At 67.0% G+C, this 14,697-nt stretch carries 12 protein-coding genes; 10 read left to right on the top strand and 2 right to left on the bottom strand.

Features of this window, described 5'->3' with window-relative positions; all coding sequences use genetic code 11:
- Positions 1-110: 110 nt before the first annotated feature.
- Positions 111-1,118, bottom strand: a complete 1,008-nt coding sequence (locus tag ABDJ85_RS11715) for an HpcH/HpaI aldolase/citrate lyase family protein (protein ID WP_347704962.1) — start codon at positions 1,116-1,118, stop codon at positions 111-113.
- Positions 1,119-1,252: 134 nt separating this feature from the next.
- Here ABDJ85_RS11715 and ABDJ85_RS11720 point away from each other — a divergent pair, with 134 nt between their 5' ends.
- On the top strand, positions 1,253-2,209 hold the full coding sequence (locus ABDJ85_RS11720; protein WP_347704963.1) for a hypothetical protein: 957 nt from the start codon (positions 1,253-1,255) through the stop codon (positions 2,207-2,209).
- A 57-nt stretch (positions 2,210-2,266) separates the two neighbouring features.
- On the opposite strand, the gene ABDJ85_RS11725 is transcribed toward ABDJ85_RS11720, so the two are convergent.
- Complete coding sequence (locus tag ABDJ85_RS11725) at positions 2,267-3,253, bottom strand: malate dehydrogenase (protein ID WP_347704964.1); 987 nt, start codon at positions 3,251-3,253, stop codon at positions 2,267-2,269.
- A 211-nt stretch (positions 3,254-3,464) separates the two neighbouring features.
- On the opposite strand from ABDJ85_RS11725, the gene sdhC reads away from it, so the two are divergent.
- The 9 genes from sdhC (at position 3,465) to purL (ending at position 14,693) form a co-directional block, all read left to right on the top strand.
- On the top strand, positions 3,465-3,893 hold the full coding sequence (sdhC, locus tag ABDJ85_RS11730) for a succinate dehydrogenase, cytochrome b556 subunit (RefSeq protein WP_347704965.1): 429 nt from the start codon (positions 3,465-3,467) through the stop codon (positions 3,891-3,893).
- Positions 3,894-3,913: 20 nt separating this feature from the next.
- Positions 3,914-4,273, top strand: coding sequence for a succinate dehydrogenase, hydrophobic membrane anchor protein (sdhD, locus tag ABDJ85_RS11735; protein ID WP_347704966.1), 360 nt, complete (start codon positions 3,914-3,916; stop codon positions 4,271-4,273).
- Positions 4,261-6,045: a succinate dehydrogenase flavoprotein subunit gene (sdhA, locus tag ABDJ85_RS11740; RefSeq protein ID WP_347704967.1), complete on the top strand. Its 1,785-nt coding sequence runs from the start codon at positions 4,261-4,263 to the stop codon at positions 6,043-6,045. The genes sdhD and sdhA overlap by 13 nt, the downstream gene beginning before the upstream one ends.
- A 17-nt stretch (positions 6,046-6,062) precedes the next feature.
- Complete coding sequence (locus tag ABDJ85_RS11745; protein ID WP_347704968.1) at positions 6,063-6,764, top strand: succinate dehydrogenase iron-sulfur subunit; 702 nt, start codon at positions 6,063-6,065, stop codon at positions 6,762-6,764.
- 7 nt (positions 6,765-6,771) lie between these two features.
- Positions 6,772-7,050 carry an FAD assembly factor SdhE gene (locus tag ABDJ85_RS11750; protein WP_347704969.1) on the top strand — a complete coding sequence of 93 codons (279 nt, stop codon included), beginning with the start codon at positions 6,772-6,774 and terminating at the stop codon, positions 7,048-7,050.
- Positions 7,051-7,060: 10 nt separating this feature from the next.
- The gene (locus tag ABDJ85_RS11755) at positions 7,061-8,371 is read left to right on the top strand and encodes a citrate synthase (RefSeq protein WP_347704970.1); all 1,311 of its coding nucleotides are present in this window, start codon (positions 7,061-7,063) and stop codon (positions 8,369-8,371) included.
- A 74-nt stretch (positions 8,372-8,445) separates the two neighbouring features.
- Positions 8,446-9,354: a ribokinase gene (locus ABDJ85_RS11760; protein ID WP_347704971.1), complete on the top strand. Its 909-nt coding sequence runs from the start codon at positions 8,446-8,448 to the stop codon at positions 9,352-9,354.
- Positions 9,351-10,673 (top strand): TRZ/ATZ family hydrolase, encoded by a 1,323-nt coding sequence (locus ABDJ85_RS11765; protein ID WP_347704972.1) that lies wholly within the window; start codon positions 9,351-9,353, stop codon positions 10,671-10,673. The genes ABDJ85_RS11760 and ABDJ85_RS11765 overlap by 4 nt, the downstream gene beginning before the upstream one ends.
- Before the next feature lie 51 nt (positions 10,674-10,724).
- Positions 10,725-14,693 carry a phosphoribosylformylglycinamidine synthase gene (purL, locus tag ABDJ85_RS11770; protein ID WP_347704973.1) on the top strand — a complete coding sequence of 1,323 codons (3,969 nt, stop codon included), beginning with the start codon at positions 10,725-10,727 and terminating at the stop codon, positions 14,691-14,693.
- The last annotated feature ends 4 nt before the right edge of the window (positions 14,694-14,697 follow it).

The raw sequence follows: 14,697 nt of genomic DNA on the forward strand, positions 1-14,697 counted from the left end.
AGAGTGCGAGGGGGCGATGGCCATGTTCGTTCAGCGTGCCCGCCAACCCCGTAAGCAAACTTATCCGTTTGTGATTGTCCTGCGGGCTTGGGGCCGGCGTCGAGGGGGCTTCACCCGAGGCTGGCGTCGGCAAACCAGCGCTCGCGCACGGCCACGGGCAGCGGCTGGCCGGTGCGGTGCGCGCGCTCGATGACCTGCCAGTAGTAGCGGTAGCTGGCGCGGTCGTGCAGGCGCTGGCGGTGCTGGATCGGGGCCCATTCGGCCGACTGGGCGGCGTGGATGATCTCGATGGCTTCGTCCACCTCGGCGGCAGCGGGCGAGAAGGCGTCGAGGATGGGCTGGATCTGGTCCGGGTGGATGCTCCACATCCGCGTGTAGCCGAATTGCTGAGCCGCCCGCCCGGCCGCAGCCTGCAGGGCGGCGCGGTCCTTGAACTCGGTCACCACGCAGTGCGAGGGCACCTTGCAGTAGGCGTGTGCGGCGGCGGCGATCTCCAGCTTGGCACGCACCACGAGCGGATGCTCGAACTGGCCGTGGACGCTCATGGCCGAGCCCGGGATGGCGCCTCGGTGGGCTGAAACGAAGTCCATCAGGCCGAAGGACAGTGACTCGACGCGGGGGTGGGCAGCGATCCGCTGCACCTCGCGCAGGGCGCCATGGGTTTCGATCAGCACCTGCAGCGGCAGGGCGCGCTGCTGCCCGTGGCGGGCCTGGCAGGCGGCGACGGCCTCGGCCGCGCGCTCCAGGTCTGCAGCGTCGCGCACCTTGGGGATCATCAGATAGGCCAGGCGCTCGCCGGCTTGGCCGACCAGGGTGTCCACGTCGGCCTCGAAGCAAGGGTGGTCGAAAGGGTGCGCGCGGGCGCCCACGCGGCCAAAGCGGTTGTCGGCGCTGTTGACGAGGCTGACCACCAGGGCCGCGTGCTCGGCTTCGCCGCCAACGGGGGCGCCGTCTTCGCAGTCGAGCGTGACGTCGAACACGGGGCCGCGCTCGGCCTGCAGGGCCAGGCTCTTGCGCATGCGGGCCTCGACCCCACAGTAGTGGTCGACGACCGGGAGCTGCGGCCCGCGATCCCCCGCGTCGAACAGGGCTTCCCGGGGGTGAGGCGTGGCGTGCATGGCGCAGAACTGTAGGGTATGGTCTGCGCTGCCGGCCGGGCGCCAATGATCTCGGGCCAGGCGGATCGCCGACGCCGGGTATCGAGTGGGTCGGCCTCGAGGGTGGTGGCATGCATAGGTCGGACGCAAGTCCCATGAGCAATCAGAGCGCCAGACGCGGCGCCAGGCGGGTTCAGCAGGCAGGCTGGTGCGGCAGGGCATGGCTGTGCCTGGTGGGGGCGGTGCTCGCGGGCCTGCCGGGCTGGGTGCGGGCCGAGGGCCCGGACGTGCTTGAAGTGCGCTGGGTCATCCATTCGCTGCCTTTCGTGCACGCGGAGCAAGGCCGGTCAGGGTCGCCCAAGGGGTTTTTGGATCGCATGCTGCACGAGCTGCTGATCCCCAACCTGCCGGGCCTGTTGCACAGCGTGGACCAGGTGCCGATTCCGCGCCGCAACCAGGCGCTTCAATCAGATGCTCGCGCCTGTTCGCCGGGCATGATCGTGTCGGACGAGCGCCGAGCTTTCACGACCTTTTCCGTGCCGGTGATCCGCATGCTGCCGTCAGGTGCTTTCGGGACACGGCGCGTGTTTGGGGGACTGGGCAAGTTCATCAGTCCTGAAGGCAACCTCGACCTGGAGCGCGTGATCACGACCGGGGCTGCCCATGTGGCCGTGGCCGATGGTCGGAGTTATGGCCAGGTGGTGGACGCGCTGCTGGTGCGCCTGCGCGGCAGGGGCAATCTGACCTTCATCAGCGGCGAGGGCACGACCGAGAAGCTGGCTCGCATGATCCGCGCGGGTCACGCGGACTTGGTGTTGGGCCTGGTTTACGAAGCTGACCTCGTCAGCCGCGAGGCGGGGCTGGAGGGTGTCGACCTGGAGTTCTGGCCGATCACCGAGCAGGAGCGTTTGCATCAGCTGGCCATAGGCTGCCACCAGGGCACCCAGGGCGCCGCCGTGATTGCACGCATCAATGCGCTGTTTGCGCACGCTGAGATGCGGCGCCAGGCCCAGGCCTTCTATGACGCGCTGTTGCGGCCGCAGGACCTCAAGCGTCTGCGCGCCCTGATGCCGCCGGAGCCAGCGTCCGGGCCTGGCCGACAGCGGCCATGAAAAAGGGCGCCCGCAGGCGCCCTTGAGTGGGGTTGGCAGGTTGACCCAGCCAGCCGATCAGAGGAGGTGCTTCACGCCGGCCTGCTCTTCCAGCAGTTCGTTCAGCGTCTTGTTGATGCACTCTTGCGAGAAGGCGTCGATGTCGAGGCCCTGGACGATCTTGTATTCACCGCCTTCGCAGGTGACCGGGTAGCCGAACATCACTTCCTTGGGGATGCCGTACTCACCGCCCGAGGGAATGCCCATGGTGACCCACTTGCCATTGGTGCCCAGGGCCCAGTCGTGCATGTGGTCGATGGCGGCGTTGGCGGCCGAGGCGGCCGACGACAGACCGCGCGCAGCAATGATGGCCGCGCCGCGCTTGCCGACGGTGGGCAGGAAGGTGTTGCGGTTCCACTCTTCGTCATTGATCATGGCCTTGACCGACTGGCCGCCGATGGTGGCGAAGCGGTAGTCCGCGTACATGGTGGGCGAGTGGTTGCCCCAGACGGCCAGCTTCTCGATGTCAGCCACGGCCTTGCCAGTCTTGGCCGCGATCTGCGAGGCAGCGCGGTTGTGGTCAAGACGCAGCATGGCGGTGAAGTTCTTGGCCGGCAGGTCGGGGGCCGACTTCATGGCGATGTAGGCGTTGGTGTTGGCAGGGTTGCCGACCACCAGGACCTTGACGTTGCGCGAGGCCACGGCGTTCAAGGCCTTGCCTTGGGCCGTGAAGATGGCGCCGTTGATCGACAGCAGCTCCGAACGCTCCATGCCCGGGCCGCGCGGGCGCGAACCCACCAGCAGCGCGTAGTCGGTGCCCTTGAAGGCGGTCATCGGGTCGCCGTGCGCCTCGATGCCGGCCAGCAGCGGGAACGCGCAGTCTTCGAGTTCCATGATGACGCCCTTGAGCGCGTTCTGAGCCTTCTCGTCGGGGATTTCCAACAACTGAAGGATCACAGGCTGGTCCTTGCCCAGCATTTCGCCAGAGGCGATGCGGAACAGCAGGGCGTAACCGATCTGACCGGCGGCGCCGGTGACGGCGACGCGAACGGGTTTCTTGCTCATGGGGGAACTCCGAAACGTGATGGGGATGAAAAGGCAAACCCGCCGAGTTTATTCGGCATGTTGCAGTGCGGAAAAGCCTGCGCGAGCCTGCACCGGGCAGATGTCTCGGAACTTACGGCGGCGCCCTATTGCGGTGCAACATTTTGGACAGGGCATCTAGGGGCTGGCCCTAGAATCATTCGGTTTCACTCAGATTCGCACAGGCTTGGACATGACGGACACCACCAAAGCGAGACCGGTCTACCGCAATATTCACGTCACCCAGATCCTGTCCTACCGCCTGCCACCGGCAGGGGTGGTGTCCATCCTCCACCGAATCAGCGGCATGTTGCTCTTTGTGCTGCTGCCCTTCGTGGTCTGGATGTTCGACGCGAGCCTGAGCTCCGAGATCTCCTACGACGGCTTCACCAACATCTTCGTCGCCGGCGTGGCCGGGACGCCCGCGTGGTTCGTGAAACTCGTTGTACTTGGCCTCACCTGGGGCTACCTGCATCACTTCTGCGCCGGTGTGCGCCACCTCTGGATGGACGCCACCCACAGCGTCAGCAAGCAGCAGGGGCACAGCTCGGCGGTGGTGACGCTGGCCATCAGCCTGGCGCTGACCGCCTTGCTGGGCGCCAAGCTCTTCGGCCTGTACTGATTCTTTCGGAGACCCAACGCATGAGCACTTTTGGCTCCAAGCGCCTCGTTGTCGGCGCGCACTACGGGCTGCGCGACTGGCTGGCACAGCGCATCACGGCCGTCCTGATGGCCCTCTTCACCGTCGCGTTGCTGGCGCAACTGCTGGGCCCGGCACCGCTGGGCTATGACCGCTGGGCGGGCATCTTTTCGCAGCAGTGGATGAAGTTTCTGACCTTCGTGACCATCCTCTCGCTGGCGTACCACGCCTGGGTCGGTGTGCGCGATATCTGGATGGATTACGTCAAGCCGGTGGGTGTCCGCCTGGCCCTGCAGGTGTTCACGATTGTTTGGTTGCTCGGCTGTGCCGGTTGGGCGATCCAGGTGCTTTGGAGGCTCTGAAGACGATGGCAAAGCTCGCAACCCGCAAGTTCGACGTGGTCATCGTCGGGGCCGGTGGCTCTGGCATGCGTGCCTCGCTGCAACTGGCCCAAGCCGGCCTCAATGTGGCCGTGCTGTCCAAGGTCTTCCCGACCCGTTCGCACACCGTCGCCGCTCAGGGCGGCATCGGCGCCTCGCTCGGCAACATGAGCGAGGACAACTGGCACTACCACTTCTTCGACACCGTCAAGGGCTCGGACTGGCTGGGCGACCAGGACGCCATCGAGTTCATGTGCCGTGAGGCGCCCAAGGTCGTCTACGAGCTTGAGCACCTCGGCATGCCCTTCGACCGCAATGCCGACGGCACCATCTACCAGCGCCCCTTCGGCGGCCACACCGCCAACTACGGCGAGAAGCCCGTGCAGCGCGCCTGCGCGGCGGCCGACCGTACCGGCCACGCGCTGCTGCACACGCTCTACCAGCAGAACGTCAAGGCCCGCACCCAGTTCTTCGTCGAATGGATGGCACTGGACCTGATCCGCGATGCCGAAGGCGACGTGGTCGGCGTGACCGCGCTGGAGATGGAGACGGGCGAGCTCTACATCCTGCAGGCCAAGACCGTGCTGATGGCCACCGGCGGTGCCGGTCGCATCTTCGCGGCCTCCACCAATGCCTTCATCAACACCGGCGACGGCCTCGGGATGGCGGCGCGCGCCGGCATCCCGCTGGAAGACATGGAGTTCTGGCAGTTCCACCCCACCGGCGTGGCCGGCGCGGGCGTGCTGCTGACCGAAGGCTGCCGCGGCGAAGGCGCGATCCTGCGCAACTGCAATGGTGAGGCCTTCATGGCCCGCTATGCCCCGACGCTCAAGGACCTGGCGCCGCGTGACTTCGTCTCGCGCTCCATGGACCAGGAGATCAAGGAAGGTCGTGGCTGCGGTCCCAACAAGGACTACGTGCTGCTCGACATGACCCACCTGGGCACCGAGACCATCCTCAAGCGCCTGCCCAGCGTCTTCGAGATCGGCCACAACTTCGCCAACGTCGACATCACCAAGGAACCGATCCCGGTGGTGCCCACCATCCACTACCAGATGGGTGGCATCCCGACCAACATCAACGGTCAGGTCGTGGTGCCCAAGGACGGCAACCCCAACACCATCATCAACGGCCTCTACGCCGTGGGTGAGTGCTCCTGCGTGTCGGTACACGGCGCCAACCGCCTGGGCACCAACTCGCTGCTCGACCTGGTGGTGTTCGGCCGTGCGGCTGGCAACCACATCATCGACACCGCGCTCAAGCAGAAGAACTTCAAGGACCTGCCCGCCGACTCGGCCGACCGCACGCTGGCCCGCTTGGCCCGCCTCGACAGTGCCCGGGACGGCGAGTACTCGCAAGGCGTGGCCAACGACATCCGCGCCTGCATGCAAAAGCACGCCGGTGTGTTCCGCACGCAAGCCTCGATGGACGAGGGCGTCGCCAAGATCAAGGCGATTGCCGAGCGTGTCGGTCGCATCGGCCTCAAGGACAACTCCAAGGTCTTCAACACGGCTCGCATCGAGGCGCTGGAAGTCGAGAACCTCATCGAGGCCGCACAGGCCACCATGATCTCGGCCGCCGCCCGCCCCGAAAGCCGTGGTGCCCACGCGCACAACGACTACCCGAGCCGTGACGACGCCAACTGGATGAAGCACACCCTCTGGTACTCCGAGGACAACCGGCTCGACTACAAGCCCGTCAAGCTCCAGCCGCTGACCGTCGAGTCCGTGCCGCCCAAAGTTCGTACCTTCTAAGTCGGGAAAGCACCCTCATGAAGCGCACCTTCCAGATCTACCGCTACGACCCCGACAAGGACGCCAAGCCCTACATGCAGACCCTCGAGGTCGAGCTGGACGGCAACGAGCGCATGCTGCTCGACGCCCTGATCAAGCTCAAGGCGGTCGACCCCACGCTGTCCTTCCGCCGCTCCTGCCGCGAAGGCGTCTGCGGTTCGGACGCCATGAATATCAACGGCAAGAACGGCCTCGCGTGCCTGACGAATATGCGCACGCTGCCGGGCACCGTGGTGCTCAAGCCGCTGCCGGGCCTGCCCGTCGTTCGCGACCTGATCGTGGACATGACGCAGTTCTTCAAGCAGTACCACTCGATCAAGCCCTACCTGGTCAACGACAACATCCCGCCCGAGAAGGAGCGCCTGCAGTCGCCCGTCGAGCGTGAAGAGCTTGATGGCCTCTACGAGTGCATCCTGTGCGCGAGCTGCTCCACGAGCTGCCCGAGCTTCTGGTGGAACCCGGACAAGTTCGTCGGCCCGGCCGGCCTGCTGCAGGCCTACCGCTTCATCGCCGACAGCCGCGACGAAGCCACCAACGAGCGCCTGGACAACCTCGAAGACCCCTACCGCCTGTTCCGCTGCCACACCATCATGAACTGCGTGGATGTCTGCCCCAAGGGCCTGAACCCCACCAAGGCCATCGGCAAGATCAAGGAACTGATGGTCCGCCGCGCGGTCTGATCGACCCATGGAAGCACGACTCGGCGAACGTGAACTCTCCAAGCTGCGCTGGCGCTGCCGGCGTGGCCTGCTTGAGAACGATTTGCTGATTGCGCGCTTTTTTGAGCATCACCCCGACGGCATCAGCCTCACGCAAGCTGAAGGCCTCACGATCCTGATGGATCTGGCCGACAACGACCTGCTGGACCTGCTGCTGCGGCGCAAGGAACCCAGCGGCGATCTCGACTGCCCTGCAGTGCAGCAGGTGCTGGGCGAGCTGCGTACCCCCGAATCACTGACTCTCTAAGGACTGCATCATGACCCCGTCCGACGTCAAAGCCACCCTGTCGTTCTCTGACGGCAGCCCCTCGATGGACCTGCCGCTCTACAAGGGCAGCATCGGTCCGGACGTGATCGACATCCGCAAGCTGTACGCGCAGACGGGCAAGTTCACCTACGACCCGGGCTTCCTGTCCACCGCGTCGTGCAACTCCACCATCACCTACATCGATGGCGACAAGGGTGAGCTGCTGTACCGCGGCTACCCCATCGAGCAGCTCGCGGTGAACTGCGACTACCTCGAAACCTGCTACCTGCTGCTCTACGGAGAGCTGCCGAACGAGGCCGAGAAGGCCAAGTTCAACGAGACCGTGATGCACCACACCATGGTCAATGAGCAGATGCAGTTCTTCCTGCGCGGCTTCCGCCGTGATGCCCACCCGATGGCGGTGATGACGGGCCTGGTGAGCGCGCTCTCGGCCTTCTATCACGACAGCACCGACGTCCATAACCCCGAGCACCGCGAGATCTCGGCCATCCGCCTGATCGCCAAGATGCCCACGCTCGTGGCCATGGCCTACAAGTACACGATCGGCCAGCCCTTCATCTACCCGCAGAACGATCTGAGCTACGCCGGCAACTTCATGCGCATGATGTTTGCCACGCCTTGCGAGCCCTACAAGCCCAACGAGGTGTTGGTCCGCGCGATGGACCGCATCTTCACCCTGCACGCCGACCACGAGCAAAACGCTTCCACGTCGACGGTGCGGCTCTGCGGTTCTTCTGGCACCAACCCGTTTGCGGCCATCGCAGCCGGCGTAGCCTGCCTGTGGGGCCCGGCTCACGGTGGCGCCAACGAGGCCTGCCTCAACATGCTCAACGACATCCAGGCCAATGGCGGCGTGGGCAAGATCGGCGAGTTCATCAAGCAGGTGAAGGACAAGAACAGCGGCGTCAAGCTGATGGGCTTTGGCCACCGCGTCTACAAGAACTACGACCCGCGCGCCAAGCTGATGCGCGAGACCTGCTACGAGGTTCTGAACGAACTCGGCCTGCAGAACGACCCGCTCTTCGAGCTGGCCATGAAGCTGGAAAAGATCGCGCTGGAAGACGAGTACTTCGTCGCCCGCAAGCTCTACCCGAACGTGGACTTCTACTCGGGCATCGTGCAGCGCGCCATCGGCATCCCGGTGCCGCTGTTCACGGCCATCTTCGCGTTGGCCCGCACCGTGGGCTGGATCGCCCAGCTCAACGAGATGATCGGCGACCCCGAGTACAAGATCGGCCGCCCGCGCCAGCTCTTCGTCGGCGCGCCGGCGCGCAACGTCAAGCCCATCGGCGAGCGTTGAGACACAACCCCCCCGACAAGAACCCCTCGTGACCCCGAGGGGTTCTTTCATTTCCAGCGCAGCACTGTTCGCCCATGCATGACTTGCTCATCCTCGGCAGCGTCAACCGCGATCTGATCGTGCATGCCCCCCGGCTGCCTGAGCCGGGCGAGACCCTGCGCGGCAAGTCCTTCGCCTCCTGCATCGGCGGCAAGGGCGCCAACCAGGCCGTGGCCGCTGCGCGGCTCGGTGCCAAGGTCGCCCTGGGTGCGCGCGTGGGCCTGCGTGAAGGCGGCGCCGCACTCGTGGCCCAGCTCGCCAGCGAGGGCGTGGCCACGCACCTGATTGCCCAGCCTGAGGACGAGACACCCGGCGTGGCCCTGATCGTGGTGGGCGCCGAGGACGGCGAGAACCAGATCGTCACCGTCGCCGGCTCCAACGGCACGCTGCCGGTGGACCAGGTCGAGGCCCTGCCGCTGGCGGGCGTGAAGTACCTGGTGGCCCAGCAGGAACTGCCCCCAGCCAGCATCGCGCGCGCCTTCGAGCGGGCGCGGGCCGCCGGTGCGCGCACGGTGCTCAATGCCGCGCCCTTCCGGCCCGAGGCCGTGAGCCTGCTGCCGCTGGTGGACCTGCTGGTGGTGAACGCGCTGGAAGCCGCTGCCCTGTTGCCCGGCGAACCAGCCACCTCCGAGGCCCTGGCCCTGGCGCTGCGCCAGCGCGGCCCCTCGTCGGTGCTGCTGTCCCTGGGCGCCGAGGGCCTGGTGTGGGCCGACGCCGCCGGCTGCCGGCGCCACGCCGCGCGCAAGGTGCGGGCCGTGGATACCGTGGGCGCAGGCGACACCCTGGTGGGCGCCCTCGTCACCGCCCTGGCCGAGGGCCAGGCCATCGAGGCCGCGCTGCGCTTTGCGCAGGCCGCCGCCGCCATCGCCGTGTCGCGCCCGGGCGTGCAAGACGCCATGCCCACCCGCGCTGAAGTCATTCAATTCCTGGAGGCTGCCCCATGACCGCCACGCTCTTGTTGCCCCGTTGGATCCTGACCATGAAGCCCGGCGAGCCGGTGCTGGAGGGCCACGCGCTGGTCATTGAAGGCGAGCGCATCGCCGCCATCGGCCCGCGCGAGGCGCTGCTGGCGCAGTACGCCAATGCCGTTCGCGTCGAGCTGCCCGAGCAGATCCTGATCCCCGGCCTCATCAACGCCCACACGCACTCGGCCATGACCCTGCTGCGCGGCGTGGCCGATGACCTGCAACTGATGGACTGGCTGCAGAACCACATCTGGCCGCTGGAGAAGGTCTGGGTCAGTGACGAGTGGGTGTTCGAGGGCTCGATGCTGGCGGCGGCCGAGAGCCTGCGCGCCGGCGTCACCTACCTCAACGACATGTACTTCTTCCCCGGTGCCATGGCCCGCGCCGCCATCGATGCCGGCATCCGCGCGGCGGTGTCGATCAATGTCATCGACTTCCCCACCAGCTACGGCTCGGGCCCCGACGACTACATTGCCAAGGGCTTGGCCGCCTACCAGCAGTTCAAGGGCGAGAAGCTGCTCGACTGGACCAGCGCCCCGCATGCGCCTTACACGGTGTCGGACGAAACCTTCGTCAAGCTGCGCAAGCTGGCTGAAGAGCACGACCTGCAGATCCACTGCCACATCCACGAGACCGCCGGCGAAGTGGCCGACAGCGTCAAGCAATACGGCCTGCGCCCGCTGGCGCGCCTGGAGAAGCTGGGCCTGATGAGCGAGCGCCTGATCGCCGTGCACATGGTCCACCTCGATGAGGCCGAGATCACGATGCTGGCCGCCAAGGGCGTGCACCTGGTGCACAACCCCAACTCCAATCTCAAGCTCGCCTCGGGCATTGCGCCGGTCAAGGCGCTGGAGGCGGCCGGCGTCAACACGGTGCTCGGCACCGATGGCGCCGCGTCCAACAACCGGCTCGACATGTTTGGCGAGGTCCGCTCCGCCGCGCTGCTGGCCAAAGGCGCCACCGGCGACCCCGAGGTCGTCACCGCCCGCACGGCGCTGGAGATGGCCACCATCCGCGCCGCCAAGGCCATGGGCCGCGAGGCCGACCTCGGCTCGCTCGAAGTGGGCAAGTTGGCCGACGTGGTCGCCGTCTCGCTGGGCAGCCTGGAGTGCCGACCGGTCTACAACCCGCTCGCCCAGCTCGTCTACGTGGCCGGCCGCGAGCACGTGCAGAACGTCTGGGTCGGTGGCCGCCGCGTGCTGAACGAGCGCCAGATCACCAGCTTCGATGTCGGTGGCCTGCTGGGCCGCTGCGAGGACATCGTCGGCCGCATGAAGGCCGGCATGTCGGCTTCCTAAAATTCACCCTTTCTCCCCCTCCGCTGCTTTTCGCGGTTGCCGCACGCTCCCATGACTTCTCCCAAGCACCTGACCGCCTTTGAAGGCGGCAATGCCCTGTCTCCCTTCCGTGCCGCCGCGCTGCTGGCGCAACTGCAGGGCGTGAACGAGCGCATCAGCGCCATCACCGCGCGTGCCGTGCACTGGGTCTGGACCGATGCGGCCCTTGACGCCGCCGGGGCAGAGCGCTTTGCCGCGCTGCTCAACTATGGCGAGCCGGCCGTGGCTGGCGAGGGCCAGCTCGTGGTGGTGACGCCCCGCATGGGCACCGTCAGCCCCTGGGCGTCCAAGGCGACGGACATTGCGCACAACTGCGGCCTGGCGCTGCGGCGCGTGGAGCGGGTGGTCGAGTACCGCATTGCCACCAAGACGGGGCTGTTGGGCGGCGCCAAGCCGCTCTCTGACGCCGAACTGCAAGCCTGCGCCGTGCTGCTGCACGACCGCATGACCGAGTCGGCCTGCTTCACCCGCGACGACGCCCGTCACTTGTTCGACGAGCGCGTGGCCGAGCCGCTGGCGCACGTGGACGTGCTGGGGCAGGGGAGAAGCGCACTGGAGAAGGCCAACGTCGAGTTCGGCCTGGCGCTCTCCGCTGACGAGATCGACTACCTCGACACCAACTTCAAAAAGCTCGGTCGCAACCCCAGCGACGTCGAGCTGATGATGTTCGCCCAGGCCAACAGCGAGCACTGCCGGCACAAGATCTTCAATGCGCAGTTCACCGTCGATGGCGAGGCGCAGGCGCTCAGCCTCTTCGGCATGATCCGCAACACCGAGAAGCTGAACCCCCAGCACAGCATCGTGGCCTACTCGGACAACGCTGCGGTGATGGAAGGCCACCGCATCGAGCGTTGGCAGCCCGCGCCGGCCGGCGGCAGCGTCTACGCCTCGCGCGAGGAGCTGGCCCATGTGCTGATGAAGGTGGAGACGCACAACCACCCCACGGCCATCTCGCCCTTCCCCGGCGCCTCGACCGGCGCAGGCGGCGAGATCCGCGACGAAGGCGCCACCGGCCGGGGCGCTAGACCTAAGGCCGGCCTCACCGGCTTCTCGGTGTCCAACCTCAACCTGCCCGGCACCAACGAGCCCTGGGAGCAAGAGAAGTTCGGCAAGCCCAGCCACATCGCCTCGGCGCTGCAGATCATGATCGACGGCCCGCTGGGCGGCGCGGCCTTCAACAACGAGTTCGGGCGGCCCGCCCTGGGTGGCTACTTCCGCGTCTATGAGCAGACGGTGGACGGCATCCGCCGCGGCTATCACAAGCCCATCATGATCGCGGGCGGCATTGGTGCCATCCGCAGTGAGCTGACGCACAAGATCGAGTTCCCGGCCGGCACCTTGCTCGTGCAACTGGGCGGCCCCGGCATGCGCATCGGCATGGGCGGCGGTGCTGCTAGTTCGATGGCCGCCGGCACCAACACGGCCGACCTCGACTTCGACTCCGTGCAGCGCGGCAACCCCGAGATCGAGCGCCGCGTGCAAGAGGTGGTCAACCACTGCTGGGGCCTCGGCACGGCCAACCCCATCCTGGCCATCCACGACGTGGGCGCGGGCGGCATCTCGAATGCCTTCCCCGAGCTGGTCAACGACGCCGGCCGTGGCGCCATCTTCGATCTGCGCAAGGTGCCGCTTGAAGAGTCGGGCCTCGCGCCCAAGGAGATCTGGTGCAACGAGAGCCAGGAGCGCTACGTGCTGGCCATCGCGCCCGAGAGCCTCGACGCCTTTGCGGCCCTGTGCGAGCGTGAGCGCTGCCCCTTCGCCGTCGTCGGCGTGACGACCGAGCAGCGCGAGCTGGTGCTGGAAGACGGCCCCGGCGGCGAGCGCGCCATCGACATGCCCATGGACGTGCTGCTGGGCAAGCCGCCCAAGATGCATCGTGACGTGAAGCGCGTGGCCCGCAACGCCGGCACGCTCGACCTCTCGGGCACTAGCCTCGAAGCAGCCGCCTTCAATGTGCTGCGCCACCCGACCGTGGCCAGCAAGCGCTTCCTCGTCACCATCGGCGACCGCACCGTGGGCGGCCTCAACCACCGCGACCAGATGGTCGGCCCCTGGCAGCTGCCGGTGGCGGACTGCGCCGTCACCCTGGCCGACTTCAAGGGCTTTGCCGGCGAGGCCATGAGCATGGGCGAGCGCACGCCGCTGGCCAGCGTCGATGCCCCCGCCTCAGGCCGCATGGCCGTGGCCGAAAGCATCACCAACTTGCTGGCCGCGCCGATTGAACTCTCTCGCGTCAAGCTCAGCGCCAACTGGATGGCCGCCTGCGGCGAGGCCGGCGAAGACGCCGCGCTTTACGACACGGTCAAGGCCGTGGGCATGGAGCTGTGCCCGGCGCTGGGGGTGTCGATTCCGGTGGGCAAGGACTCCTTGTCGATGCGCACCAAGTGGGAAGACAAACAAGTCACCGCGCCGGTGTCGCTCATCGTCACCGCCTTTGCCTCGATTGCCGACGTGCGCGGCACGCTGACGCCCGAACTCAAGCGCGAAGACTCCTGCCTGATCCTCGTCGACCTTGGCCAAGGCCAGCACCGCATGGGCGGCTCCATCCTGGCGCAGACGCTGAACCAGTTCGGCGGCGCCGTGCCGGACCTGGACGACCCGCAGCTGCTCAAGAGCCTGGTCGCCGCCATCAATGAACTTCGCGGCCAGGGCAAGCTGCTGGCCTATCACGACCGTAGCGACGGCGGCCTCTGGGCGGCGGCCTGCGAGATGGCCTTTGCCGGCCAGCAAGGCCTGAGCCTGAACGTGGACCTGCTGGTGACCGAGGGCGACGGCGTCAACGACAGCCGTGCCGACACCGGCGACGCCAAGAACTGGGCCACCCAAGTCGGCCCGCGCCGTGACGAGCTGACCCTGCGCGCCCTCTTCAGCGAAGAACTCGGCGCCCTGATCCAGGTCCGCGCCGCCGACCGCGATGCTGCGCTGCAAGTGCTGCGCGCGCATGGTCTGTCCAAGCACTCGCACGTGGTCGCCAAGCCCAACACCACGCGCCAGGTCGAGGTCTGGCGCGATGCCAAAAAGGTCTTGGGTGCTGACCTCACCGCGCTGCAGCAGGCCTGGGACGAGGTCTCCTATCGCATCAACTTGCTGCGCGACAACCCGGCCTGTGCCGAGTCCGAGCACGCGGCTGCCGGCCGCGCGGATGACCCCGGCATGCACGTGTCCCTGAGCTTTGACCCGGCCCAGAACGTGGCCGCGCCCTTCATCGCCACCGGCAAGCGGCCCAAGATGGCCATCCTGCGCGAGCAGGGCGTCAACTCTCACGTCGAGATGGCCTACGCAATGGCCCAGGCCGGCTTCGACGCGCACGACGTGCACATGAGCGACCTGCAGTCGGGCGCCGTGCAACTCGACGGCTTTGCCGGCTTCGTGGCTTGCGGCGGCTTCAGCTACGGCGACACCCTGGGTGCCGGCGAGGGCTGGGCCCGCTCCATCATGTTCAACGCCCGCCTGGCCGAGCAGTTCAAGGCCTTCTTTGCGCGGCCTGACACCCTGGCCCTGGGCGTGTGCAACGGCTGCCAGATGCTGGCGGCGCTCGCGGCCATCATCCCCGGCGCCGACGCCTGGCCGCGCTTCACGCGCAACCAGAGCGAACAGTTCGAGGCCCGCCTCTCCATGGTCGAGGTGCTGGAGTCACCCAGCCTCTTCTTCACCGGCATGGCCGGCAGCCGCATGCCGATCGCCGTCGCCCACGGTGAAGGCTTTGCCAACTTCGCGCGCCAAGGTGATGCGAGCCGCGTCGTCAAAGCCATGCGCTTTGTGGACAACGCCGGCCAGCCGACCGAGGTCTATCCGTTCAACCCGAACGGCAGCCCCGGTGGCCTCACGTCGGTGACGACGCCCGATGGCCGCTTCACGGCGCTGATGCCCCACCCCGAGCGGGTGTTCCGCAACGTGCAGATGAGCTGGACGAGTGGGGATGTGGGGAGCAGCAGCCCCTGGCTGCGCATGTTCCAGAACGCCCGCAAGGCTTTAGGCTGACGTC

This window comes from Roseateles paludis (assembly GCF_039872745.1).
In the GTDB taxonomy this organism is placed as follows: domain Bacteria; phylum Pseudomonadota; class Gammaproteobacteria; order Burkholderiales; family Burkholderiaceae_C; genus Pelomonas; species Pelomonas paludis.

Bases quoted from the DNA above. Each gene is read 5' to 3' on its own strand.
- ABDJ85_RS11715 (WP_347704962.1), bottom strand. From the start codon at position 1,118: ATGCACGCCACGCCTCACCCCCGGGAAGCCCTGTTCGACGCGGGGGAT.
- ABDJ85_RS11720 (WP_347704963.1), top strand. From the start codon at position 1,253: ATGAGCAATCAGAGCGCCAGACGCGGCGCCAGGCGGGTTCAGCAGGCA.
- ABDJ85_RS11725 (WP_347704964.1), bottom strand. From the start codon at position 3,253: ATGAGCAAGAAACCCGTTCGCGTCGCCGTCACCGGCGCCGCCGGTCAG.
- sdhC (WP_347704965.1), top strand. From the start codon at position 3,465: ATGACGGACACCACCAAAGCGAGACCGGTCTACCGCAATATTCACGTC.
- sdhD (WP_347704966.1), top strand. From the start codon at position 3,914: ATGAGCACTTTTGGCTCCAAGCGCCTCGTTGTCGGCGCGCACTACGGG.
- ABDJ85_RS11745 (WP_347704968.1), top strand. From the start codon at position 6,063: ATGAAGCGCACCTTCCAGATCTACCGCTACGACCCCGACAAGGACGCC.
- ABDJ85_RS11750 (WP_347704969.1), top strand. From the start codon at position 6,772: ATGGAAGCACGACTCGGCGAACGTGAACTCTCCAAGCTGCGCTGGCGC.
- ABDJ85_RS11755 (WP_347704970.1), top strand. From the start codon at position 7,061: ATGACCCCGTCCGACGTCAAAGCCACCCTGTCGTTCTCTGACGGCAGC.
- ABDJ85_RS11760 (WP_347704971.1), top strand. From the start codon at position 8,446: ATGCATGACTTGCTCATCCTCGGCAGCGTCAACCGCGATCTGATCGTG.
- ABDJ85_RS11765 (WP_347704972.1), top strand. From the start codon at position 9,351: ATGACCGCCACGCTCTTGTTGCCCCGTTGGATCCTGACCATGAAGCCC.
- purL (WP_347704973.1), top strand. From the start codon at position 10,725: ATGACTTCTCCCAAGCACCTGACCGCCTTTGAAGGCGGCAATGCCCTG.